Below are 24108 nucleotides of genomic sequence, written 5' to 3'. Positions count from 1 at the left end.
TAAAAAGCCATCTAAAAGATGACTTTTTCCTTATTACAAAATAGTAATTGCTTGTTTTCCCATTTGCTCCCAAGCTTTCTCAAATTCCGCTCGTGGAACAGCCAAACGTGGATTGTTTTTAAGAGGATCATTTACATATACAAAGTTTTGATCATATCCAATTACTACTGCACTATGCTCATAATATGTAATTTTTACTTCACCTGAACTCGTATTCCATGTTTCAAAACTACTTTCAGCTAGTGGCTTAAACGTTGTATTAATAATGACCCATACTGGAGATCCAGAACTAATTACTTTATATATATCTTGCATGTCTCTACCTGTTAAATTAATTACTTTTTCAGGAACATATTTTTCTGCTAAATTAAAGATTGGTTGATTATATACACCATATCCAGGTTCAGCCTTCGTATAAATGTTTCCAACGAATCCCTCATAAGGATTTCCACGCAAACCATTTTGTTCAAATGGAACACGATGGATTTCGCTAGCAAGCTGCATCTTATCTACTTGTACACCTTTATATTGCAGTAACATAGCCAAACTTGTCACTTCACATCCACGAGGTAATTCTGGTAATTGTTTTATAAATGGAACATCTTCAATCATAGCTGATTCTTTCATTTCAGATAGAAAATCTAAGCGTAGCACTTGCGCCTTTTGTATAATTTTATCTTTCCCTATAAAAAACGCGGCCGCAAGTATAATCCCAAAAACAAAAAGATATTTTAACTTTTTCATTATAAACAAAACTCCATTAATTATTATTTTACAGACACAACTCTTATCATTGTACCCTTCTTCTAACTAGTTTGCTAGAAAGATTCTGTGAATTATTATTCACATTTGTATCGTTATAAAATTCTAATTATTTTTAATAAAAAGAAAAAACAATATACTTTTTCGAAACATTTTGCTAAAATCGAAATTATTAACATAGTGAAGATATCACCTTGTTAATAAACATTCTTAGAGTATTTAGTCATAGTTCGTTTTTTACATACTCCATTCATTTCATAACAAATAAATTGAGTATGTGTCACATCCCCCGCTAATGATTAAACACTCAGAATGAAAACCAGTTAATACATACAAGAAAATAACGGGGTGAGGGGCATATGAATCAACAAGTAGAACAAACAAATTTAAAACGTACAATGAAAAGTAGACACTTATTTATGATCGCACTTGGTGGCGTTATTGGAACTGGACTATTTATGGGATCTGGTCAAATCGTCCATAACGCTGGACCTGGTGGTGCAATTCTTGCATTTTTAGTCGGTGGATTTGTTATGTATTTAACGATGTTATGTCTTGGTGAATTATCCGTTGCTATGCCAGAAGCAGGTTCGTTCCAAAGCTATGCAAGCAAATTTATTTCACCTGGTTTTGGATTTGTTGTCGGTTGGATGTATTGGTTAAATTGGGCTGTTACAGTTGGAGTAGAGTTAACAACTGTAAGTATTTTAATGAAACGATGGTTTCCAGACGTTTCTTCGTGGATTTGGTGCGTTACATTTGCAGCAGCACTTTTTCTTGTGAACGCTCTATCAGCAAAGGCATATGCAGAAACAGAATTTTGGTTCGCAAGTGTAAAAGTTGCAACAATTGTTATTTTTGTCGTACTTGGTGGTGCAGTTATGTTTGGTCTACTAGACTTTAACGGAAAACCCGCTCCAATGCTTCACAATTTCACTGAAAATGGCGGTCTATTTCCAAATGGTGCATTAGCTGTTCTTCTTACAATGATTACAGTAAATTACTCCTTCCAAGGAACAGAATTAATCGGAATTGCTTCAGGAGAAAGTGAAAATCCTGAAAAAACAATTCCAAAAGCAATTAAAAACACAATTTGGCGAACTTTATTCTTCTTCGTCCTAGCAATATCAGTTGTTGTAGGGTTACTCCCATGGCAAGAGGCTAATCTAGTCGAAAGTCCATTTGTACTTGTATTTGATGTAGCTGGTGTTCCATATGCAGCAGACATTATGAACTTTGTTATTATTACAGCCGTATTATCCGTAGCTAATTCTGGTTTATACGCAAATTCTCGTATGCTTTGGGCGATGGCAAAACAAGGAATGGCAAGTCCAGCTTTTACGAAGTTAACTAAAAAAGGGGTACCACTGAATGCACTCATTTTCAGTCTTATTTTTGCAAGCCTTTCTTTATTAACAAGCGTGTTTGCGGCAGATACTGTCTTTCTAGTTTTAACATCTATTGCAGCAATGGCCGCCGTTGTCGTTTGGATGTCAATCGCGGCTTCACAGTTTTTCTTCCGTAGAAATTTCGTGAAAAATGGCGGCGACATAAATGACTTAAAATATCGTACACCACTTTATCCAATAGTTCCAATCGTAGCGTTCTCACTCAACTTTATTACATTTGTTAGTTTAGCTTTCATTCCAGATCAGAGAATTGCTCTTTATTGCGGAATTCCATTTATGATTATTTGCTACATTTTATACCAAGTTAAATATAAAAAAGTTGTCACATTTGAACAGAAAAAAAGTATAACTCAGGAAATAAACTAAATATACAAAATATTCAGCTATCTTTCTTATAATAAGATAGTTTTTTTCTATTTATTGGATATCTTGGTATAACTTTATTTATCTTAAAATTTTCACAATCACGTTTTTCTCTGGAAAATAGTTTACAATATAATCAAGTTACAAATGATATTCACCTTAAAAAGTGTGCATTTGTGTCTATTTTTTAACAATATCTCAAAAACTATTGCCTTCTATAAATTAATAGGTTTATATTGTTTTATTGGCATAGTTTCAATCCAAGGAGAAAGGAGATTTTCAATCGTGCAACTAAAGAAAGCATTTTGGAAGTTGGCTTCGCTTCTTCCGTTATCATTACTTCTGTTCCTCGGTGGCTGTGATAAGAAACTCGCAGTATTAAATCCGCAAGGACCTGTTGCAAAAGCACAGTATGATTTAATTGTTTGGTCATTCTTGCTTATGTCATTAATTATCGCAATTGTATTCATCCTGTTTACAGTCATCTTGATTCGTTATCGTGAAAAACCAGAGAATATGGACTACGAGCCACCTGAACAACACGGTAACACATTATTAGAAATTATTTGGACGCTTGTTCCTGTTATTATCGTTATCGCATTATCGATCCCAACAGTAAAAGCAACTTATGCTTCGGAAGAGGTTCCGGAAGAGTCCAAACATATTAAACCAGTTGAAATTTATGTTACATCTGCAAACTGGAAATGGTTATTCAGTTACCCAGAGGAAAAAATTGAAACCGTTAACTATTTAAACATCCCAGCTGGTGTACCAATTCAATTCAAACTGACTTCTGTCGGCCCAATGAATGCTTTCTGGGTACCAGAACTTGGTGGTATGAAGTACACAATGGATGGCATGATTATGGATCTTTATTTACAAGCTGATAAGCCAGGTTCTTACCTAGGCCGTAGCGCGAACTTCTCTGGTGAAGGATTCACTCACATGGAGTTCGAAGTTGAAGCAAAAACAAAAGAAAAGTATGACAAGTGGGTAAAAGAAGTACAACAAACTGCTCCTAAACTAACAGAAGATAAGTACAACGAAATTGTTAAACCTGGTGTAGTTGGTCGTATGACATTCTCTAGTCATCACTTAAGTTATGTAGATCCAAAATCACTTGAATATTGTGATTACAACTACTACAAAAACAAAAAATAATAGCTATTATTCCAACAGATTGGAGTGAACACAGTGAAGCTTGATGAATTCTTTGTCACAGGTGACCCGATTATTTACGGTGCAGACGCTTCTATCGTTCTTGTGACATTAGCAATCATTTTCGTACTAACAAAGTATAAAAAATGGAAGTGGCTTTGGGATGAATGGTTGACAACTGTTGACCATAAAAAAATCGGAGCCATGTATATTATTTCTGCGGTTATCATGTTATTCCGTGGTGGTATGGATGGTTTAATGATCCGTGCACAATTAACATTCCCAGAAACAACTTATTTAAACGCTGAACACTATAACGGAATCTTTACAACACACGGTACAGTTATGATTCTTTTCATGGCGATGCCATTCGTTATGGGATTAATGAACCTTGTAGTACCATTACAAATTGGTGCTCGTGACGTTGCATATCCGTTCTTAAATGCTTTAAGTTTCTGGTTATTCTTTGTCGGAGCAATGTTATTTAACATCGCTTTCGTAATCGGTGGTTCTCCAGACGCTGGGTGGACTTCTTACTTCCCAATGGCAGGTACAGAGTTTACTTCTGGTGTAGGAAATAACTACTACGCAATTGCATTACAGATTTCAGGTCTCGGTACGCTAATGACCGGTATTAACTTCCTTGTTACTATCTTAAAAATGCGTACACCTGGTATGACTTTAATGAGAATGCCAATGTTTACTTGGTCAATCTTAATTACAACAATTATCATTATTTTCGCTTTCCCAGTATTAACAGTTGCTCTTGCATTAATGACATTTGACCGTCTATTCGATGCTCACTTCTTTACGATGGCGAGCGGCGGTATGCCGATGTTATGGGCCAACCTGTTCTGGGTATGGGGTCACCCTGAAGTATATATCGTTATTTTACCGGCATTCGGTATTTTCTCTGAAATCATTAGTACATTCTCACGTAAACGTCTATTCGGTTACAGTGCGATGGTATACTCAATGGTTGCAATTTCTTTACTAAGTTTCGTCGTATGGCTTCATCACTTCTTCACGATGGGTGCAGGTCCAGCGGTTAACTCATTCTTCTCGATTTCGACAATGGCGATTTCGATTCCAACCGGGGTTAAGATCTTTAACTGGTTGTTTACACTGTATAAAGGACGTATTCGTTTTACAGTTCCAATGCTTTGGTCATTGGCATTTATTCCAAACTTCGTAGTCGGTGGGGTTACAGGGGTTATGCTTGGAATGGCAGCAGCTGATTATCAATACCATAACAGCTACTTCCTAATTGCTCACTTCCACTACGTATTAATCGCAGGTACAGTATTCGCTATGCTTGCTGGATTCACATTCTGGTATCCAAAAATGACTGGTCATATGTTAAATGAACGCCTAGGTAAATGGACATTCTGGATCTTTATGAGCGGATTCAACATCTGTTTCTTCCCAATGTACTTCTTAGGTTTAGACGGTATGACTCGTCGTATGTACACTTACTCTGAAAGTCTTGGATGGGGATGGCTAAACCAAATCGCATCTGTTGGTGCGGTAATGATGGGTATCGGCTTCCTACTTCTTTGCTACAACGTAATTTGGAGTGCACGTCACGGTGAACGTGACACAACTGGAGATCCATGGGATGGTCGTACACTTGAATGGGCAACTCAATCTCCTGTACAACATTACAACTTCGCGAAGCTTCCTGAAATTAAAGAAGCTGATGCTTTCTGGTACATGAAAAAACGCGGAGAAACAGTTACGCCAGCAGCAGAAGATTTAAAACCAATTCACATGCCAAGTAACTCTGGTGTGCCTATTATTGCGTCTTTATTCTTCGGTCTTGCAGGTTTCGCATTAGTATTTAGCTGGTTCTGGCTTGCAGCAATCGGCGGCGTTGGTATTTTAGCTTGCTTAATCTATCGTTCATTCGATTACGACGATGGTTACTACGTAAGTGTTGATGAAATTAAAGAAACAGAACATATAGCATGAGAGGTGAAATGACATGGCGGCTTTAGATAAAAGCTTACCTTTGGAATATCAATCCGAACAAAGCAGATTGAATATCCTAGGATTCTGGATTTTTCTTGGGGCTGAAATTATGCTGTTCGCAACACTTTTCGCCTCTTATCTAGTCCTTGCTGGTCGTACGGCAGATGGCCCAACTCCAGCACAACTGTTTGAACTTAAAACGCTTTTAATTCAAACATTACTACTTTTAACAAGTAGTTTCACATGTGGTATCGTAATTCACGAAATGCGTAAGCACAACCAAAAAGCAATGCTTGGATGGTTCATCCTTACATTACTTTTAGGTGCAGGCTTCCTATTCTTCGAGATTGAAGAATTCATTTTATACGTTGGTGAAGGCGCAACAATTCAAACAAGTGCTTTCCTATCTGCATTCTTCGTTCTTCTTGGAACGCATGGTGCCCACGTAACAGGCGGTATCATTTGGGCAATTTGTGTTATTATCCAAATTTTAAAACGAGGTTTAACACCAGTTACAGCTCGTAAAGTATTCATTATCAGCTTATACTGGCATTTCCTTGATCTTGTTTGGGTCTTTATTTACACACTAGTTTACTTGAACGGGATGGTGGCGTAAATGGGTCAAAATAACAACCAAGCAAACGGGCATGCGCATAGCGGATTCCCTTGGTCACACGTTTTCGGATTTATTTTATCGCTTGCACTAACGTTTCTAGCGTTATACGTGGCACTTTACACAACGTTACCACTTTCAACAGTCTTAACAACTATTATTATAATGGCTGTTGCGCAAGCTTTATTACAATTAATTATGTTCATGCATTTAAAAGAAGGAGAAGGAAGAGTTCAAATTCTTACAATGATATACAGTTTCTTCGTTGCAACTGCAACAGTTGGTTTAACTGTATGGATCTTCTTCTCAATGTAATGTACATGAAAAAGACTGCTGAGATTCCTCAGCAGTCTTTTTTTATTCCCCTCCTCTATTACATCCACATTACAGCATTAACAGCAGAATCATGAAAAATATACTTATTATGACAAATGTTAAGAAAACTCTTTCTTTATGAAATCGAATCCATATGCGTTGATTTTCTACCTATTATATGGCTAAATAGGTACTATATTTATTTGAAGGGAGAGAACGCAATGGAACATCATACTTCTGTTCTATCACTTATGGTTGTAGTTGCAATCGCGTTTTTCGTTCCCCTTTTGTTACAACGCTTTAAATTAAAAGCACTTCCTGTCGTTGTTGCAGAGATCATCGCGGGAATCTTTGTAGGTAAAAGTGGGTTTAATATTATTGAGCCAGATATGTGGCTCCAAGTTTTATCAACACTAGGATTTATCTTCCTCATGTTTTTAAGCGGGTTAGAAATTGACTTTTCTATTTTTAAACAAAAAGGGAAAAAAAGTACGAAAAACGAACCGAACACATTCCAAGCAGCAAGCATTATTTTCTTGTTTATTTTCATCTTATCTTATGCCTTATCATTACTATTCGTATGGCTAGGATTTGTAGATAATGCAATGTTCATGACTTTAATTATTTCAACTATTTCTTTAGGTGTTGTCGTACCAACATTAAAAGAGAATAACTTAGGAAAAACCGCAATCGGACAAATCATTTTATTAGTCGCTGTTATTGCAGACTTAGTTACAATGATTTTACTCGCTGTATTTGTCGGATTAAATTCTGAAAGCGGCCAAAGCATGTGGCTCCTACTCCTTCTATTCGGAGCAGGTATTATCATTTACTTTATTGCAAAACGCTTCAAAAACATCCCATACTTAGATAGCTTAAAAGCTGGTAGTGTACAAATTGATACTCGAGCTGTTTTTGCACTTATCTTAATTTTAGTAGGGTTATCTGAATCTGTTGGTGCAGAAAATATTTTAGGTGCCTTCTTAGCAGGTGTACTCGTATCGTTATTATCACCAAATGAAGATATGGTTGAAAAACTTGATTCCATCGGATACGGTTTCTTTATTCCTATTTTCTTCGTAATGGTTGGTGTAAATCTAGAAGTCTGGTCTATTTTTAAAGAACCTTCTAGTATGCTAATGATCCCAATTTTAATTGTAGGACTCTTTATTTCAAAACTTTTACCATCACTCGTCCTACGTAAATGGTATCCGCGTAATATCGTACTCGGAAGTGCCATCTTATTAACATCAACACTTTCCTTAGTTATTGCGGCGGCACAAATTGGTGAAAAACTAGGAATCATCAGCCCAAGTTTATCCGCTTCTCTTATTTTAAGTGCAGTTATTACTTGCATTTTTGCACCTATATTATTTAAAAAGATGTTCCCAAAAGTGGAAACACCAAAACCGAAAGTATCTATTATTGGCGCGAGCAGAATTACTCTTCCATTATCACTTGATTTAAAACGAGAAGACTATGATGTAACGCTATATATGATGCACCAAAATAAAATAAATGATGAGGAAGCGAAATCACATGACTTCCCTATCGTGAAATTAGATGATATTACAATTGAATCATTAACTGAACGAACAGCATTTGATGCAGATCGCGTTGTCGTTGCAACAAGCGATGATGAACAAAACTTATTATTAGCAGAACATGCGAAAGAACTAGGTGTTGAACATGTCATTGCAAGTGTAGAAGATCCACTTCTACAAGAAAAAGCAACACAAGAACATATCGCTGTATTCTCGACTATTAACTCTACACGTATTTTATTACGTGCTCTTATCGATAAACCGAGTCTCGTTCGTTTAATTACAACAGCGAACGAAACAGTACGTGAAGTTGAACTACGTAGCAATAAATATAACGGCATCGAGCTTCGCCGCCTTCCATTTTTAGGTGATGTACTTGTCATCCAAATTTACCGAGGTAATAAAGCATTAATACCGCATGGTGATACGAGGTTACAACATGGTGACACACTGCTTGTAACAGGTTCAAAAGAACATATTAATACACTAAAAAACATATTAGAATAGAAAATGCCCCTCACATAATTGAGGGGCATTTTTTTCCATTCTATATGGTAAAATGTTACTATCACATATTATGGGGATGGATCACATTATGTCTATTGTAACTTTAGCTCTATTATTATTAGCGGAAGTACTCGTTGCTATTATTCTCATCGGTGTTAGCATTGAAATTTGTAGTTACGGCTGGAAAAAATCAACTGGCGTCAAATATACTTGTCTCTTGCTTTCGCTCCTTCTCGGAACCGCTAGCATACTCGGACTTTTCGCTGCACCTGCCTATTTCTTTATACAACTAACAGAAAAAGGCTTATAAGGAAGGATGTTAATATAATTACCGTGAAATGTATTGATGCATCTGAAACTTGCGTATTACGTCAAAAATTTTTACACCCGAATCAAACAGTAACAGATTGTAAATACTCTTCCGACTACGAAGCAGATACCTTTCACTTAGGTGCTTTTCTAAGCGATGAACCGATTAGTATCGCTTCCTTCTCAAAAAAATATACCTTGACTTACCAACAGGTATTCATTATCGACTACGTGGAATGGCAACATTACCTAACTTTCGAAACAAACACGCTGGAAGCTCTTTAATTCAAAAAGCGTAACAAGTCTTGCAAGAGCGTAAAGCAAATATTTTATGGTGTAATGGCCGAATTACTGTAACTGACTATTACAAGCGCTTAGGCTTCTAGGAACATGGTGTAATCTTTGAAATTGAACCGATTGGCCTTCATAAAGTATTGTATATAAAAAGATATAAGAAAAGTTTTCCGCAATACGGGAAAGCTTTTCTTATATTTCAATCTTCACTTTTTATTTTTTTCATATATATGTATACAAACAAACTAGGAACTAAAAAACAAGCAAACATAATAAGTCCTGTCATACTAATTTCCTTTATCGAAATATCTGGTGTTACAATGATACAAATAGCTAAAATCCCAATAATAATACCTACCGGAATGAATAATAGTTTCATAAAATAGCTGCGTGATACTCCGCCCGTATGCTCATACACTTGCACCGAATTTTTTAAGTTTAAAAAGTTAATACCTATTATCCCACACATAAATACCATTAATAAATCCGAAATACTTTCATATCCTGCACCTTGCAAAACATAGCGATAAAAAACAATACCTAGTATGACGATATTTTGTAAGATGAAAACGAGTCTAATATGTTTTAGCCCCTCAATCATTAAACGTTCATCTTTCACGATTCTCATCCCCTCACTCCTCTTCCTCCCAAAATAAATCATTTAATGTTTTATCTACCGCATAACAAATTTTCAAACATAAATCTAAAGACGGGTTGTATTTCCCCTTTTCAATTAAACTAATCGTTTGCCTTGTAACGCCTACTTTTTCTGCTAATTTTTGCTGTGTTAAATCTAACTGAACACGCGCGACTTTTATTTTACTTACAGCCATTCATGTTCCTCCTCTACCCTAATTGTAACATATATATTCCATTAAGTAATTTATATTTTGCGTAATTAATTTAATTTTCACTTTCCCCCACTATTTGCGGGTAATAAACCCCTCACTAATTATAGTTTCACTTTATTATACACAAAAAAGGAGCCTCTCATAAGAAGCCCCTCTTCTATATCTATATTATAAGAATAAATGACATCCAAATAAAATTGTAAATAAGTATAGTAACGGATGTACTTCCATCCCTTTCCCTTTCACAATCTTTAAGACCGGATACACTAAAAATCCGATTGCAATTCCATTCGCAATACTAGACGTTAACGGAATACCTACGAAAATTAAAAATGCTGGTAATGCATCTTCAAACTCATTCCAATTAATATCACGAATACTTTGTGCCATTAAACTACCGACAATAATTAATGAAGGAGCTGTAATAGCAGCTACACTTGATAAAGATGCAATTACAGGACTGAAAAATGCCGTTATAATTGTTAGTCCAACAACTACAATACCTGTTAATCCCGTTTTACCACCCGCAGCAATACCAGCTGACGATTCAATTGTCGCTGCTGTTGGGCTTGTACCAAAGATAGAACCTGTCGTTCCGCCAATCGCATCTGCAATAAACGCTTTACCAAAACGTTTCTCTGTATTATCTGTAATTAAACCTGCTTGTTTAATTAAACCGAGTAATGCACCTGTCGTATCAAATAAAAGTACAAGTAAAAATGAAAATACAACACCATATAATCCATACTGAATTACATCTGAAAAGGCATTGATTGGATTTGAAACGATAATACCCTCTGGTAAATGAGGCATCGCTACAATTTTATCCTCAAACTTCAGTTGCCCCGTAAAGAAGGCGATAATTCCTGTCACAATCATACTAATAAATAATGCACCACTCACACGTAATACCATTAATACCGCAGCTAAAATTAAACCAATTAAAGTTAAAATAACGGCTGGAGAATGAAAATCACCAATCGTAACTAAATTAGATGGATGATCCACGATAATTCCAGATAGACGTAATCCAATAAAAGCAATAAATAGTCCAATTCCACCTGCAATTGCATGCTTTAAACTATCAGGAATTGCGACAATTAACTTTTGCCTAAATGAAGTGAAAGATAATAAAAGAAAAATAATACCTGTTACAAATACTGCCGAAAACGCAATGACATATGTAATCCCCTCGGCCTGTTGAACAACAGAATAAGCAAAATATGCATTCATCCCCATAGCTGGAGCAATAACAATTGGATAGTTAGCTAAAAACGCCATACATAGCGTCCCAATAACTGTCGCAATAATAGTTGCTGTAAAAGCTTGATCAAATGGTACACCTGCATCAGATAATATTTTCGGATTGATGACAAGAATATACGCAAATGTAAAAAAAGTTGTGATGCCAGCTAAAAGCTCTTGCTTCACAGAAGTGTTATATTTTTGTAATTGAAACATGCTTATGTACCCTTCCTACATCTGAATTATTATCACACATTCTTTTCTTACTAGTATGTGAGAAAATATAATACTTAATCTTAACAATCAATAAAAAGAAGAGTCAATATATTCTCTAATAGTGAGAATTTTAAGTTTAAGTCTGACAACTTCAGATGTAGTACAGTTCTTTTCTGATTATTTTTGTAGCATAACAGATAGAAATGTTTTATAATTTGAAATAGTTAAATATTTAGGTAGCTCATTCTACAAGGGGGATTCTTCTTATGCAGCACACAAACAAATCTGGAACTTTAAATCGAGGTTTAAAAGAACGACATATTACTTTAATGTCACTCGGTTCAGCTATTGGAGTTGGGCTATTTTTAGGATCTGCTTCTGCTATTAAACTAGCTGGTCCTTCCATCTTACTAGGTTATATGATCGCTGGACTCGTTATTTTTTTCATTATGCGAGCGCTCGGAGAAATGGCAATTGAACAACCGGTTGCCGGTTCTTTTAGTAAATACGCTAATGATTATATCGGCCCACTTGCTGGCTATATTACTGGTTGGAACTACTGGTTCTTATGGGTTGTTACTTGTATGGCTGAAATTACGGCGGCTGGAATTTACATGCAGTACTGGTTCCCAGATATCCCGCGCTGGACTTGGGCACTACTCGCTCTATTATTAATGAGCGCTTTCAACTTCTTATCAGTAAAAGTATTTGGAGAACTTGAGTTTTGGTTTGCCCTCATTAAAATTGTCACAATTATCTGTATGATAGTAGTTGGAGCTGGCATTATTTTATTCGGATTCGGAAATGGTGGTATCGCTACTGGTATTTCAAATCTTTGGTCACATGGTGGCTGGTTCCCAAATGGATTTTCCGGATTACTACTTTCCTTACAAATGGTATTATTCGCTTATTTAGGCGTTGAACTAATTGGTGTTACAGCTGGTGAAGCTCAAAATCCGAAAAAAACACTCGCAAAAGCTATCGATAACGTATTTTGGAGAATCCTAATCTTTTACGTCGGGGCATTATTCGTTATGATGGCAATTTATCCATGGAACGAACTTGGTGAGAAAGGAAGTCCATTCGTATTAACATTCCAACAAATCGGCATTGCAAAAGCAGCAGGTATTATTAACTTTGTTGTATTAACAGCTGCACTTTCTTCTTGTAACGGTGGTTTATTTAGTACAGGGCGTATGCTATTTACATTGGCACAACAAAAGAAAGCTCCTGAAAGATTCGGTCGTTTAAATAAAAATGGGATTCCAAGTCAAGGAATTGTAGCAACGGCTATCGTTTTACTTGTTGGTGTTATATTAAACTACCTTGTGCCTGCAAAGGTGTTTACATGGTTAACTAGTATTTCAACTTTCGGGGCAATTTGGACCTGGGGAATTATATTAGTCGCTCAAATTAAATTCCGTAAAGGATTATCAACTGAGAAAAAAGACAAGCTAACGTATAAAATGCCTTTACATCCATTAAGCTCTTACTTCTCACTTGGCTTCCTTGCACTTGTACTATGTATAATGGCGTATTCAGAAGATACACGAATTGCATTAATCGTTGGCCCAATTTGGCTTATTGGCTTAGCTATCGTGTATTACATGAAAGGGTTTCATAAGATTGATGAAACACCTAATTCAAAGATTAGTTAAACAAGTTATCCCTTCCTTATTAATTGGAAGGGATTTTTTATTGTGTACATAAATATTTCTCAACAAAATTCACGGTATTTTTACAATTTTTTAATATTTTTTACGTTTTCTGTCTTTATTTTTTCAGAAAAATAAATTACATTATTAAAGCACATATATTTATTATTAGGGGGATTCTTCTATGAAGAATAAAAAATGGATTACATTTTCTTTAGCAACAGCAATTACACTTAGTATGGGGAGTTCTTTCATACCGTCTACTTATGCCGAAAGCTCTGTAGACCCAGCTCCTGAAATTGCTGCAAAGGTTGTAAATCAAAACAATGGGAAGAAAGTATTATTTGATAATACGCACGGTCAAACTGCAGGGACAGCTGACTGGGTTATTGATGGCGGCTTTTCTGATTTCGGAAACGGCATTGCCCAAAATGGATATCATGTAAAAGAACTTCGTAAATCAACACCTATTACATACGAAGACTTAAAAAATTACAACGTGTTTATCGTTCCAGAGGCAAATATTCCTTACAAAAAATCTGAACAAGATGCAATGTTACAATATGTAAAAAATGGCGGCAGTATCTTCTTCATTGCCGATCATTATAATGCAGATCGTAATAAAAATCGCTGGGACTCTTCTGAAGTATTTAATGGATATAGACGCGGTGCTTGGGAAAATCCCGCAAAAGGAATGTCTAACGAAGAAGCAAACTCACAAGCTATGCAAGGAGTAGAAAGTTCTGATTGGCTATCTAATAATTTTGGTATTCGCTTCCGTTACAATGCACTTGGTGATGTTTCAGCTAAAAACATTGTTTCACCTGAACAATCATTCGGAATTACACAAGGTGTTTCATCGGTAGCAATGCATGCCGGTTCTACTCTAGCAATTACAAATCCAAAACTAGCAAAAGGACTTGTTTATCTTCCAGAAAACCCATCAAAATGGAATAACGCTGTTGATAGTGGTGTTTATAACGGCGGTGGCGTTGCAGAGGGTCCATATGCTGCAATCGCAAAAGTAGGACTTGGAAAAGCTGCCTTTATCGGTGACTCTTCTCCTGTTGAAGATGCTACGCCAAAATACGTTCGTGAAGATTCTGGCCAAACAAAGAAAACTTACGATGGTTATAAAGAAGAAAACGATGCTGTTTTACTAGAAAATATCGTAAATTGGCTATCGAAACAAGAGACATTTACAAGCTTAGATCAAGTAAACGGTTTACAACTTGATTCACCTACTGCTTTACAAACATTTGAACAACCAAGCTTATCAACAGAGCCACAACCAGAACCTTGGAGTGCACCAAACGCTGGTTACCAATGGTTTAATACAAATACATTTAAACCTGGTTCATACGGATATAACGGCGCCGTAACAGCAAACGATTATGTGATTACACGCCCTAGCATTCTACCAAACAATGAAGTGTTCCAAATAAAGATTCAAGTAAACAACTTATTACCTAATACAACTTATAACAACTATTCTTTAGGTATCTTCACGACTGGCGGAACACAAGTAGCAAAAGTCCAAAATACAAACGGCACTTGGCCATCTACTTTCGGATATAGTAGCGCCTTCTCATTCACAACAAACAGCTTTGGTTCTGCTGAAAAAATTGTGAACGTACAACTTGATTCAAATACAACTGGACAAGCAACACTTCGTCTACGCCAAAATACAACTGCTAAATATAATGAAGCCGTAACGATTAATAAGAAGTAAAAGAAAAGGCAATCCACATGCGGATTGCCTTCTTCTCATTTCTCTTCTTTTGAGAAAAACATTCTGGAAATGACGATACCTATACTACCTACAATTAAGAATAACACTGCCCTGATCATCATTGAAACTTCTGGTAAGTCTAGAAGGAATAACTTTCCTATCGTTACTACTAAAACAACTAAGCCAGCATACAATATTTCATTCATATTTTTATTCCGTCCAAGCCAAACTGCAAATAATGCATATACCATCCATAATAACGATACTGATACGCTTATTATACTTCCATCTGTAGAAAGAACTTCGCCAACTCTAGTAATTGTAATAAATACAATGACCATGAACCAATAGAGAGCTATAGAATAAACATATTTTCCAAAACTCGTTAATACATCTTTCGCTCGTTTCATGCAGTAATAAAATGTACCTATTAAAATAATATGAGCAACAAACCCAGCTGAAACAAAATGATCAAACGGGCTAAAAATCGTCTGTACCATTCCAATCGCATAAATAGTGGCACTTACATACAGTTTAATTTGTTGTTTTGCTTTAATAGAAGTAACCATACCGAGAAAACCTTGTAACAATAATACAATTGCTGCATTCACTAAACTGTACTCGTATAAAATCGCTAAACTAAATGACCCCATTGCAAAACCAAATAAGAGATTTGCAAATATAGACTGTTTATTCTTCCTATATTCAAGTACAAACATAACAGTATGCACGAGTGCACTTATGACCAATCCCCACGTAGTAAAATCAGGTATTTTTGCAATAGATAAAATAAAGAAAACGGCATTTGTACTAAATATCGCTACTCTTGCTTCTTGTATAAACTCTCTCTCTGAAAACATATGCCAAAATAACAGCAAATGAATTACACCATATACAATCGTTAACTGTATTTGCAAATTCTCTACTAATATCGACATAACAGCAAAGAAGACAAACAGGACAATGGCAGCAACAACATAAGAAATCATATATAAGTACTTATAACGATTTTTCAACGCATACCATAATAAACTAAGTGTTAATATCGTCTCATATCCAAAGAAAATATAAGGATTCGGAGTCGTACTATTTAACAAGAACGGAACGAAGAAAGCTCCGACCGCTACGAAGATAGTAAGGTATTCCGATTGATACTTTTTCGCTAAATAAATCCCTAAAATAACCCATACAATATTACAGATAAACGCAATACTTGCTGGAATAAATCCATATAAATAATGTGCCGCAAACGTCGTTAAAACAATACCTGTAATACTTCCTCCAGCTAATACTAACCCTAACGCTTGCCGCTCTCGTTTAATTTGAATATCCCCTATATAATACAAACCGATAGATAAGGCGATACCAAACACAATTCGTATCGCTGGTGTTAATAAACCAGCATCTACCCCTGCTTTAAATAACCAAATAACCCCAAGTAGCATAATACCGACAAATATACGTGGCAACCATGTTTGGCAAAACTTAATAATATTGAATGGTTCCGGTTTAAAAGCAGATATATTTACTTGTTTTTCCTCAACTTTTTGCACGGGCTCTTTGATCTTTACTACATCTTCTTGTAATTTTTCATCTATTATCGTTTCGATATATACTTTCTTTTCCTTACTAACACGTTGCTGAGCGTTTTCTACTTCTATTTCCCTTTGTTTTGCTTTCAACTCAAAAAGTGCCTCTTGCATCGTTTCAATTGCAGTTTCGAGTGCTTCTATTTTCTTATTCAAATCTTCCTTCATATACTCCCCCCTCACCATTCATTCGAAACCTATATATTACCAATTATCTTTATCATACTCTTAGTCTATTCATTTTTAAAACTATTTTTCCAAAAAAAGAAAGGTGTTTTCCCATTATGGAAAACACCCTTTCACTTATTTGTCCTTATTTATCATGATACTAACGATTACACCAATACACACACCTACAAGAGCTGGAATGATCCATCCTACACCTTCTGTATAAAACGGAATATACTTCAATATTGGCGTCCACTGATTCGTCATCACATTTTTATTTAAAATATCGATTGCACTAAATACCGCTACAATCAAAATTGTAACAGGATATATGCACACATACTTCCCAATATATTTATGGAATAACCCTAAAATAATAAGCGTTAATGCAATTGGATAAATAAATCCAAGAATCGGTACTGAAACTTTTAAAATTTGTGTTAACCCTAAATTAGCTAAAACCATACTAATAAAGCTCAATATAAACGCCCAAACTTTATACGATACTTTCGGAAATACACTTGTAAAAAACTGACTACAAGATGTAACAAGTCCAATTGAAACACATAAACACGCAATAGTAAAAATAAGGCCTAACAAAACTACTCCGCCTTGTCCAAATAACGTCGTCATCACTTGTGCTAACACATTCGCCCCATTATTAAACGTACCTAACGAACCGCTAATTGAACCCACATATCCGAGGATGACATAAATAATAGATAATAAAAGACCTGCTCCAATACCAGCAATACTCATATATTTCGCTAAGCCTTGATCATCTTCAATACCTTTTGCACGTAAAGCATTTGCAATAACAATACCAAAGATTAAAGCCGCTAGCGCATCCATCGTTAAATATCCATCTAAAAATCCTTGGAACATAGGAGCTTGTCCGTAATTTCCAGTAACCTCTTTCACACTACCAACTGGTGTAAACATAGTTTTTATAAAAATAAGTGCAATCATACATAATAATAAAGGCGTTAAAACCTTCCCAAATAAGCCCATTAATTTAGATGGCGATAAACTTAACCAGTAAACAAAGCTAAAGAAAGCGATCGTATAAACTAGTAAAACTACACTACCTGATTCTAGGAATAACTGACCTGGTCCCATTTCAAATGCTAAACTTCCTGCACGTGGTATACCAAGACCAGGCCCAATAAATAAGTACACAATACACGGAAAAATAATTGCAAATGAAGAATGTACTCTACCCGCTAACGTTTGAAAGCTGCCTGCTTTTGCAACAGCAATAACACCTAATATCGGAAGACCTGTTGCTGATATAATAAAACCTAACAGCGCAATCCACACGTGTTCTCCTGCTTCATATCCAAGGAAAGGTGGAAAGATAAGATTCCCCGCTCCAAAAAACATAGAGAATAGCATAAGACTAATAAGTAAAATTTCTTTTTTCTGTAACAATTTCATTTCTTTCTCCTTCTTCAATTTCATCTCTTGTGAAATCAATTCCATACATAAAAAAACGCGGTAATCCGCTTCCTTACAAAGAAAACATAGTCCATAGTCTATCACAAAAGAAATGCCCATTCTATAGCTATTTCCCTTTTCCAATTTCTTCTGAAAAATCAACCTTTCCCCGCATTAACGGGCAGTAAGACTCCCCCCTAATAATTAAGCTAATAACCGGATATCCAGTGGGAATCAAACTGCCCATAAAAGCCCGATTCGTTCAACTAATAATCATATTGGAATAAAATCTTCCAATATGATTAAAGTTACACTTCATTGACTTATAATAGTTAATAAAGTAAAATATTAAATATACAAAATTATTAACCTTGTTTTTGTTTGTGTCAGGAGGAAAATAACATGGAATCAGCGATACAACTAGAAAAAAAACAGCAAAGAAAAAAGAAACATCCTCCAGGTTTATACTTACTCTTCTTTACAGAAATGTGGGAAAGATTTAGTTACTATGGATTACGAGGATTATTAACATTATATTTAACGACAGCTTTAGTAAGCGGTGGTCTTGGGTTTAGTCCCGCATGGGCACTCTCCATTTACGGATTTTATACTGGAGCCTGTTATTTCACGCCAATGATTGGTGGATACTTAACAGACCGTTTTCTAGGTAGAAGAAAAGCCATCACAATTGGTGGTATAACGATGGCAATCGGTAACCTTACACTATTTGCCTTGCAAAACCAATTAGGCCTATACCTCGGATTAGCGCTTATTATTATCGGTAATGGATTCTTCAAACCGAATATCTCTACACTGGTTGGAGAATTATACGAAGAGAATGATCCAAAACGTGATAGTGCATTTACCATTTTCTACATGGGTATTAACGTCGGGTCATTTTTAGCTCCACTCGTTTGCGGATTTTTATCAGAAAATTTATTCAAAACAACAGTGGATGGCGTTGTTCATTTTGGATTCCGTTACGGTTTCTTAGCCGCTTCAATCGGAATGATCATTGGACAAATTTTATTTACAACACTATCAAATCGCTTCCTTGGTGATATCGGTAAAAAACCAACTCGCGATTTGCAAACAGCTGCTGGACAACCATCAGTAGGAGATACACCGTTAACAAAAAAAGAAAAACAACGTACCGCAGTTATCGTCATTTTAACGTGCTTCGTTGTCTTCTTCTGGGCTGGTTTTGAACAAGCTGGTAGTTCATTAACATTATATACAAACAAATTTGTAGACCGCTCTGTGTTCGGATGGGAAGTTCCAACATCTTGGTTCCAATCGGTCAATCCATTATTTATTATTTTACTTGCTCCAGTCATTTCAGCATTATGGGCAAAACTTGCAACTCGTAAGCGCGGGGATTTAAAAATCCCAACCAAAATGGGACTTGGTATGATCTTACTGGGTATCGGTTATATCATACTTGTTATCGCTACATTAAAAACAGGTAGTGACGAACATAACATTACTGAAAAAGCAAACTTACTATTTATCGTCTTTACGTATCTTTTCCATACGTTAGGTGAGCTATTCTTATCACCTGTCGGACTATCAATGGTTAGTTCTCTCGCTCCAGTAAAACTTGCTTCTTTACTAATGGGGGTATGGCTAGCAAGTTCAGGTATCGCCAACATTTTAGGCGGACAACTTGCAAGCTTCACAACTTCACTTGGATATGCTGAAGTGTTTACTGTTATCGGCGCTGTAGCAATTGTTTTAGGTTGTGTTTTATTATTAATCTCTAAAAAACTAGTAAAATGGATGGATTAAAAAAAGATGAGGAATTTCTCCTCATCTTTTTTATGCCTTCTTACCTTTTTCTATTGCTTGCTCATACAACTCTTTATGTTCTTTATATTCACTTGGTACGAAACTCTTATAGAAGAATGAGAACCAGCTGTCTCCCTTTTTATACCCTTCTTCTCGAATTTCCGCTGCCTTTTTATTCGATTTAAATCCTTCAATAAACCATTTCTTTAAAAATTCATTTCTTTCATACTTAGCAGGAACTTTTAAATCATAGTTTTCAAACGCATACTTATATCCAGCCTTTTCTACTGCCTTTTTTGTAGACTTATAGCCTTTTTCATACGCTGTTTCATATGACTTCACGTATACATCTTTCTCATTATTTCCAGGATTCTTTTCAGCTAGTTCCTTACCAGCCTTTTCCCCTAGTTCAGCTTGCTCTTTTTCAATTTTTTCTGTTCTCTCTTTATTTCCCACTTGGAAACCTTCTGCAAAGATTGGCTTAAACTCTGGAGTAATTTGACTATCGTCCACCGTCTCTTGTGCTAAGCCCTGTTCTTTTCCTTTTTCAAAATGCGTTTTCTTCTGCTCTTCTAAAGACCAAGTAGTAGTATAAGCAGTTGTAAATGCTTGTTTATATGTATCTGATTTTCCAACTAAATGTACTTGAACATCATTTTTCCCTGCTTTAAAATCAGTCTCTCCATTTTTTTCACCTTCAAGTTGACCTTTCTCCATATCAACTTGGCGCTTTGCTTCCTCTTGCTTACGTGCCTCTTCTGCTTTTCTTTGTTCCTCAGCTACACGTTGTCTCTCTTCTTCAGCTTTACGCTGTGCTTCTGCTTGTCTTTCAGCTTCTACAGCACCATTATTATTTGGGCTAGGAGCTGGACTCGTTACACCACTACTAGAAGCTGGTTTATTGTGATAATGATATTCCCCGTACTGTAATCCCCATTTTTCACAGTTTGTACGACACGTATGTCCACCATTCGCATCTGTACGTCCTGGATGCGCATAAGCTGAAATTGGAGCTACCAATAACGCTACACTTGTTGTTAAAAGAAGTTTCTTCACCTGTTGTCTCACTTTTGTTCCTCCCAAAATCTAGAATTCTAACTTTATTATACATAAATAGAAGGATTTTTAAATGCAAACTAAAATATTCTATTATTTCTCAACAATAGTAAAAAAGAAGGTCAACCCTTTAAAGAGTTGACCTTCTTTTTTATTTCTTCGCCTTTGTTCCTACTAAATCACCAGCTACAACATAACGCTTAGAATTATCTTTTACAGATACACATGTAATAAGCGTTATCTCATCTTTCCCATGATCTTCTACAACTTCCCATTTATCCGGAGTTACTTCAGATACACCAGTAACAGCGTACTCATATTCATTTTCATTATCATATAAATAAATTTTATCGCCTTTTTTCAAAGATGCTATATCACTAAATAAAACACCTTTTTTAGACATGTTATGCCCTGCTAGTGCGTAATTCCCTTTTCCCATTACTTGATTTTCTTTTACTGTCGCTGCACCTGATAACAGGTTTTTCTCAGTAGAAGATTTTAAAACAGGAATTTCTAATGAAACACTTGGAATCGAAATACGACCGATTACTTGTTTTTTATCTAACGATGCATTCGCTACTTCTGCCAAGTCTGGTTGATTAATTTTTGACGCATCTACAAATTCTGTCTCATGCTTTTCATAATCCATCTTTTGAACAGCTTGCACATTTTCAGTCTGTTTCTTTTCAGCCTTATATCCATCATAAAATGGCTTTCCAATTAAAAACCCACCTACAACAAATAGAAGGATTGCTACTATACTATAAATTCTTTGCTTATTCATATACAATTCCTTTCCCTTACAAAATCTTACTCTATATAAAATGATAAAATAATATTGCTATATGTACAAGTATAAGCTGAAAAGAAACCTTCTTGCCGATGCAAGAAGGTTTCTTTTTAAGCAATTTTATTTCGATATAAAGACACGTGAAAAATCGTCATCTGAATAAAGAAGATACTAAATGCAATATATATCGGATATGCAGGAACATATAGAATAATAATTGGAGAAAGAGTTAAAAACCCAACCGCACAAGGCAACACATACCATAATGACATAAATGTAGTACGACAAGCCTTTTCTGTAATTGCCTTTTCACGCTCATCTTCTTGAGGAAATAATAGTGGAAACATCCAATACGAGAGCTCTTTATATTTTTTCTTTTGAATTTTATAAATAACCGTCGATACAATACCAAATGTTAAAAGTAATCCGAGCGGTATTAAACTTATTGAAACTTCAAATGGTACTCTCTTCGTTTGAATAAAATTAGCGACTTCAATAGTAAAATAATACAACTCAATAAAAGCCCAACCTGCTAATACCATTAAAAGTACATTTAGCATATAAGAAAATACAAGTCTATTCATCCTCTTTCCCCTCCTTATTTAAAACAAACACATCTTCCATCTTTAACTGGAATACATCACAAATCGTAAGTGCCAATAACAACGAAGGAACGTAATCCCCTTTTTCAATTGCAGCAATTGTTTGTCTCGTCACTCCAACCTTTTCTGCTAATACACTTTGCGAAAAATTGAAGCGAGCCCTTAATTCTTTCACTCTATTTAAAATGGTCAATTTTACCACCTCTCACCATTATTGTATGCTATCCTTAACAAAATGTAAACTCAACTTAACATTATTTTTACAAAAAAATCCAACTTTACGTGTTGTAAAGTTGGATTACGTTTTAGTTTAAGATTGTAACTTTAACTGTTCTTCTACCCCAATTATTAGCTGTTGCTGAATCTGGCATTAATAAATCAATTATGTGCCCTTTTATTGCACTACCAGTATCTCCAGCAATCGCTGTTCCATAACCTTCTACATATACAGTAGAACCTAACGGTATAACAGCTGGATCTACAGCAATTAATTTCATGTTTGGATTTGCAGTTAAATTATGTCCTAACTTAGATTTTACAGTTTCACCCGGTTTATAGCCATTTTCAGATGGATCAGCTGTATAAGCAGTTGCTGTTACATAAAATTCTTTTCCACCTTGAGCTGGTTTCGTGTCAGGCTTAGACTCTGGTGCTGTATTTTTTGCTACAGGCTCTGCCGGCTTAGCAGCTTCTGCTTTCGCTTTCGCTAAAGCTTCTTGCTCAGCCTTTGCAGCCGCTTCTGCTTTCGCACGCTCTTCTGCTGCAATTCTTGCTGCTTCTTGCTCACGAGCAATCGTTTCTTGTACTGCCTTCATATTTGACTCAATTTTAGCTTTTTCTTCTGCTGCTAAATTAAGTTGGCTTGCAATCTGGTTATATTTAGCTTGAACTGCTTGTAAGTTATCTTGACGCTTTTTCAAGTTATCCTGCAAATCAGCTTGCGCTTTTGCTAATTTTTGTTTGTCTACTACTAAAGATGCTTCTTTTTCGTCAATTGTTTTCTTATCTTCTTCAATTTGACGAAGATCTTGTTCTTGTAGACGTAAAATTTCTTTATCAGCTTCTAAAATAGTAGAAACTGCATTCATACGTTGTAAGAAATCTGCAAAGTTTTTTGACTCTACAACAACTTCTACTACTAAACTTGTATTTGAACTGTTTTGAACAGAAACCATACGTTTTCTCATAATATCCTTACGAGCAAGGACTTTATCCTCTAAAACGACAATTTCATTCTTTTTTTGCTCAATCTGCTTATGCGTTTCATCGATTTTACGTTGAATAGCAGCTTGATCCTCTTTATTTTTTGCAATTGTATTATTTAAGTTATGTAGTTCGTTTTCAATACCTTGAATCTCTTTACTAACAGCTTGCTTCTCTTGCTCTTTCTTCTGCATATCTGCATCGTTTTGCTGCAATTGCTGTTGCATGTTGTTAAGTTTCTCGTCGTTTGACTCTGCTTTTACAGCGACTGTACTAGAAAGAACGATAATTCCTGCTAATACTAGACTACTGATTCGCTTAAAATAGTTCATAATCCGACTCCCTTCTTATACAGTTATACATGATTTATTTTACAGTTTGTTTACAATACTATTAAATACAGTTTATTTTTCATGACAAAAAATAGGGAATTATAAATAAAATGTAATAGATTCTTAAATATTTAACAATTCCTATATTTAAAAATTATAAAAGATGCTAAAATCCAAATATAGAGAAAATATAACTTCC

Annotated in this window: 21 protein-coding genes and 1 pseudogene; 11 read left to right on the top strand and 11 right to left on the bottom strand. The window is 35.5% G+C overall.

Going from position 1 to position 24108, the window contains the following annotated elements; translation table 11 throughout:
• Window positions 1–33 precede the first annotated feature (33 nt).
• Window positions 34–744, bottom strand: coding sequence for a C39 family peptidase (locus tag JDS98_RS19190; RefSeq protein ID WP_000734486.1), 711 nt, complete (start codon window positions 742–744; stop codon window positions 34–36).
• A 377-nt stretch (window positions 745–1121) separates the two neighbouring features.
• On the opposite strand from JDS98_RS19190, the gene JDS98_RS19185 reads away from it, so the two are divergent.
• From JDS98_RS19185 to JDS98_RS19150, 8 genes and pseudogenes are all read left to right on the top strand, one after another.
• Window positions 1122–2537 (top strand): amino acid permease, encoded by a 1416-nt coding sequence (locus JDS98_RS19185; protein ID WP_001076085.1) that lies wholly within the window; start codon window positions 1122–1124, stop codon window positions 2535–2537.
• Between the two features lie 282 nt (window positions 2538–2819).
• Complete coding sequence (locus JDS98_RS19180; RefSeq protein WP_001176160.1) at window positions 2820–3695, top strand: cytochrome aa3 quinol oxidase subunit II; 876 nt, start codon at window positions 2820–2822, stop codon at window positions 3693–3695.
• Window positions 3696–3728: 33 nt separating this feature from the next.
• On the top strand, window positions 3729–5663 hold the full coding sequence (qoxB, locus tag JDS98_RS19175; protein WP_000762376.1) for a cytochrome aa3 quinol oxidase subunit I: 1935 nt from the start codon (window positions 3729–3731) through the stop codon (window positions 5661–5663).
• A gap of 13 nt (window positions 5664–5676) precedes the next feature.
• Window positions 5677–6279: a cytochrome aa3 quinol oxidase subunit III gene (qoxC, locus tag JDS98_RS19170; protein ID WP_000729311.1), complete on the top strand. Its 603-nt coding sequence runs from the start codon at window positions 5677–5679 to the stop codon at window positions 6277–6279.
• Window positions 6280–6591, top strand: coding sequence for a cytochrome aa3 quinol oxidase subunit IV (gene qoxD, locus JDS98_RS19165; RefSeq protein ID WP_000531386.1), 312 nt, complete (start codon window positions 6280–6282; stop codon window positions 6589–6591).
• A gap of 221 nt (window positions 6592–6812) precedes the next feature.
• Entirely contained in the window at window positions 6813–8642 is a 1830-nt protein-coding gene (locus tag JDS98_RS19160; RefSeq protein WP_097959054.1) for a monovalent cation:proton antiporter family protein, read from the top strand.
• A gap of 52 nt (window positions 8643–8694) precedes the next feature.
• On the top strand, window positions 8695–8952 hold the full coding sequence (locus tag JDS98_RS19155; protein WP_000926990.1) for a DUF4022 family protein: 258 nt from the start codon (window positions 8695–8697) through the stop codon (window positions 8950–8952).
• 14 nt (window positions 8953–8966) lie between these two features.
• Window positions 8967–9337, top strand: a pseudogene (locus JDS98_RS19150) (GNAT family N-acetyltransferase).
• 107 nt (window positions 9338–9444) lie between these two features.
• On the opposite strand, the gene JDS98_RS19145 reads toward JDS98_RS19150, so the two are convergent.
• The 3 genes from JDS98_RS19145 to JDS98_RS19135 all read right to left on the bottom strand — a co-directional run bounded on the left by JDS98_RS19145 (window position 9445) and on the right by JDS98_RS19135 (window position 11557).
• Window positions 9445–9873 carry a hypothetical protein gene (locus JDS98_RS19145; RefSeq protein ID WP_087969048.1) on the bottom strand — a complete coding sequence of 143 codons (429 nt, stop codon included), beginning with the start codon at window positions 9871–9873 and terminating at the stop codon, window positions 9445–9447.
• Window positions 9874–9877: 4 nt separating this feature from the next.
• Complete coding sequence (locus JDS98_RS19140) at window positions 9878–10078, bottom strand: helix-turn-helix transcriptional regulator (RefSeq protein WP_000301176.1); 201 nt, start codon at window positions 10076–10078, stop codon at window positions 9878–9880.
• 186 nt (window positions 10079–10264) lie between these two features.
• Window positions 10265–11557: an NCS2 family permease gene (locus JDS98_RS19135; RefSeq protein WP_087949404.1), complete on the bottom strand. Its 1293-nt coding sequence runs from the start codon at window positions 11555–11557 to the stop codon at window positions 10265–10267.
• A gap of 266 nt (window positions 11558–11823) precedes the next feature.
• Here JDS98_RS19135 and JDS98_RS19130 point away from each other — a divergent pair, with 266 nt between their 5' ends.
• Both JDS98_RS19130 and JDS98_RS19125 read left to right on the top strand, forming a co-directional pair.
• Window positions 11824–13215, top strand: coding sequence for an amino acid permease (locus JDS98_RS19130; RefSeq protein ID WP_001164886.1), 1392 nt, complete (start codon window positions 11824–11826; stop codon window positions 13213–13215).
• A gap of 181 nt (window positions 13216–13396) precedes the next feature.
• Window positions 13397–14944, top strand: a complete 1548-nt coding sequence (locus JDS98_RS19125) for a DNA-binding protein (protein ID WP_000791528.1) — start codon at window positions 13397–13399, stop codon at window positions 14942–14944.
• Between the two features lie 35 nt (window positions 14945–14979).
• Here the strand turns inward: JDS98_RS19125 and JDS98_RS19120 are convergent, their stop codons facing one another.
• Complete coding sequence (locus JDS98_RS19120) at window positions 14980–16701, bottom strand: DUF2339 domain-containing protein (RefSeq protein ID WP_088055954.1); 1722 nt, start codon at window positions 16699–16701, stop codon at window positions 14980–14982.
• Window positions 16702–16836: 135 nt separating this feature from the next.
• A complete protein-coding gene (brnQ1, locus tag JDS98_RS19115) occupies window positions 16837–18138 on the bottom strand; it encodes a branched-chain amino acid transport system II carrier protein BrnQ1 (protein ID WP_472926308.1) in 1302 nt (433 codons plus the stop codon).
• Between the two features lie 402 nt (window positions 18139–18540).
• Here brnQ1 and JDS98_RS19110 point away from each other — a divergent pair, with 402 nt between their 5' ends.
• Window positions 18541–19926 (top strand): peptide MFS transporter, encoded by a 1386-nt coding sequence (locus tag JDS98_RS19110; RefSeq protein WP_000443137.1) that lies wholly within the window; start codon window positions 18541–18543, stop codon window positions 19924–19926.
• A gap of 30 nt (window positions 19927–19956) precedes the next feature.
• Here the strand turns inward: JDS98_RS19110 and JDS98_RS19105 are convergent, their stop codons facing one another.
• The 5 genes from JDS98_RS19105 to JDS98_RS19085 all read right to left on the bottom strand — a co-directional run bounded on the left by JDS98_RS19105 (window position 19957) and on the right by JDS98_RS19085 (window position 23909).
• On the bottom strand, window positions 19957–20994 hold the full coding sequence (locus tag JDS98_RS19105; protein ID WP_199634211.1) for a YHYH domain-containing protein: 1038 nt from the start codon (window positions 20992–20994) through the stop codon (window positions 19957–19959).
• A 139-nt stretch (window positions 20995–21133) separates the two neighbouring features.
• Complete coding sequence (locus tag JDS98_RS19100; protein ID WP_001041710.1) at window positions 21134–21766, bottom strand: class A sortase; 633 nt, start codon at window positions 21764–21766, stop codon at window positions 21134–21136.
• 116 nt (window positions 21767–21882) lie between these two features.
• Window positions 21883–22356: a DUF2178 domain-containing protein gene (locus JDS98_RS19095; protein ID WP_199631851.1), complete on the bottom strand. Its 474-nt coding sequence runs from the start codon at window positions 22354–22356 to the stop codon at window positions 21883–21885.
• Complete coding sequence (locus JDS98_RS19090; RefSeq protein ID WP_000154014.1) at window positions 22349–22567, bottom strand: helix-turn-helix transcriptional regulator; 219 nt, start codon at window positions 22565–22567, stop codon at window positions 22349–22351. The genes JDS98_RS19095 and JDS98_RS19090 overlap by 8 nt, the downstream gene beginning before the upstream one ends.
• 112 nt (window positions 22568–22679) lie before the next feature.
• On the bottom strand, window positions 22680–23909 hold the full coding sequence (locus tag JDS98_RS19085) for a 3D domain-containing protein (protein ID WP_098911611.1): 1230 nt from the start codon (window positions 23907–23909) through the stop codon (window positions 22680–22682).
• Between the last annotated feature and the right edge of the window lie 199 nt (window positions 23910–24108).

The sequence above is a fragment of the Bacillus cereus group sp. N11 genome (assembly GCF_016483605.1).
GTDB lineage: Bacteria > Bacillota > Bacilli > Bacillales > Bacillaceae_G > Bacillus_A > Bacillus_A toyonensis.
Note: the sequence above shows the minus strand (reverse complement) of the source record. Positions and strands in the feature narration are given on the sequence as shown.

What these genes read in the sequence shown, in the direction of transcription:
- brnQ1 (WP_472926308.1), bottom strand. Translation starts at nt 18,138, where the DNA reads ATGAAATTGTTACAGAAAAAAGAAATTTTACTTATTAGTCTTATGCTA.
- JDS98_RS19135 (WP_087949404.1), bottom strand. Translation starts at nt 11,557, where the DNA reads ATGTTTCAATTACAAAAATATAACACTTCTGTGAAGCAAGAGCTTTTA.
- JDS98_RS19160 (WP_097959054.1), top strand. Translation starts at nt 6,813, where the DNA reads ATGGAACATCATACTTCTGTTCTATCACTTATGGTTGTAGTTGCAATC.
- JDS98_RS19125 (WP_000791528.1), top strand. Translation starts at nt 13,397, where the DNA reads ATGAAGAATAAAAAATGGATTACATTTTCTTTAGCAACAGCAATTACA.
- JDS98_RS19130 (WP_001164886.1), top strand. Translation starts at nt 11,824, where the DNA reads ATGCAGCACACAAACAAATCTGGAACTTTAAATCGAGGTTTAAAAGAA.
- JDS98_RS19120 (WP_088055954.1), bottom strand. Translation starts at nt 16,701, where the DNA reads ATGAAGGAAGATTTGAATAAGAAAATAGAAGCACTCGAAACTGCAATT.
- JDS98_RS19140 (WP_000301176.1), bottom strand. Translation starts at nt 10,078, where the DNA reads ATGGCTGTAAGTAAAATAAAAGTCGCGCGTGTTCAGTTAGATTTAACA.
- qoxC (WP_000729311.1), top strand. Translation starts at nt 5,677, where the DNA reads ATGGCGGCTTTAGATAAAAGCTTACCTTTGGAATATCAATCCGAACAA.
- JDS98_RS19155 (WP_000926990.1), top strand. Translation starts at nt 8,695, where the DNA reads ATGTTACTATCACATATTATGGGGATGGATCACATTATGTCTATTGTA.
- JDS98_RS19085 (WP_098911611.1), bottom strand. Translation starts at nt 23,909, where the DNA reads ATGAACTATTTTAAGCGAATCAGTAGTCTAGTATTAGCAGGAATTATC.
- qoxD (WP_000531386.1), top strand. Translation starts at nt 6,280, where the DNA reads ATGGGTCAAAATAACAACCAAGCAAACGGGCATGCGCATAGCGGATTC.
- JDS98_RS19185 (WP_001076085.1), top strand. Translation starts at nt 1,122, where the DNA reads ATGAATCAACAAGTAGAACAAACAAATTTAAAACGTACAATGAAAAGT.
- JDS98_RS19100 (WP_001041710.1), bottom strand. Translation starts at nt 21,766, where the DNA reads ATGAATAAGCAAAGAATTTATAGTATAGTAGCAATCCTTCTATTTGTT.
- JDS98_RS19110 (WP_000443137.1), top strand. Translation starts at nt 18,541, where the DNA reads ATGGAATCAGCGATACAACTAGAAAAAAAACAGCAAAGAAAAAAGAAA.
- JDS98_RS19190 (WP_000734486.1), bottom strand. Translation starts at nt 744, where the DNA reads ATGAAAAAGTTAAAATATCTTTTTGTTTTTGGGATTATACTTGCGGCC.
- JDS98_RS19145 (WP_087969048.1), bottom strand. Translation starts at nt 9,873, where the DNA reads ATGAGAATCGTGAAAGATGAACGTTTAATGATTGAGGGGCTAAAACAT.
- JDS98_RS19095 (WP_199631851.1), bottom strand. Translation starts at nt 22,356, where the DNA reads ATGAATAGACTTGTATTTTCTTATATGCTAAATGTACTTTTAATGGTA.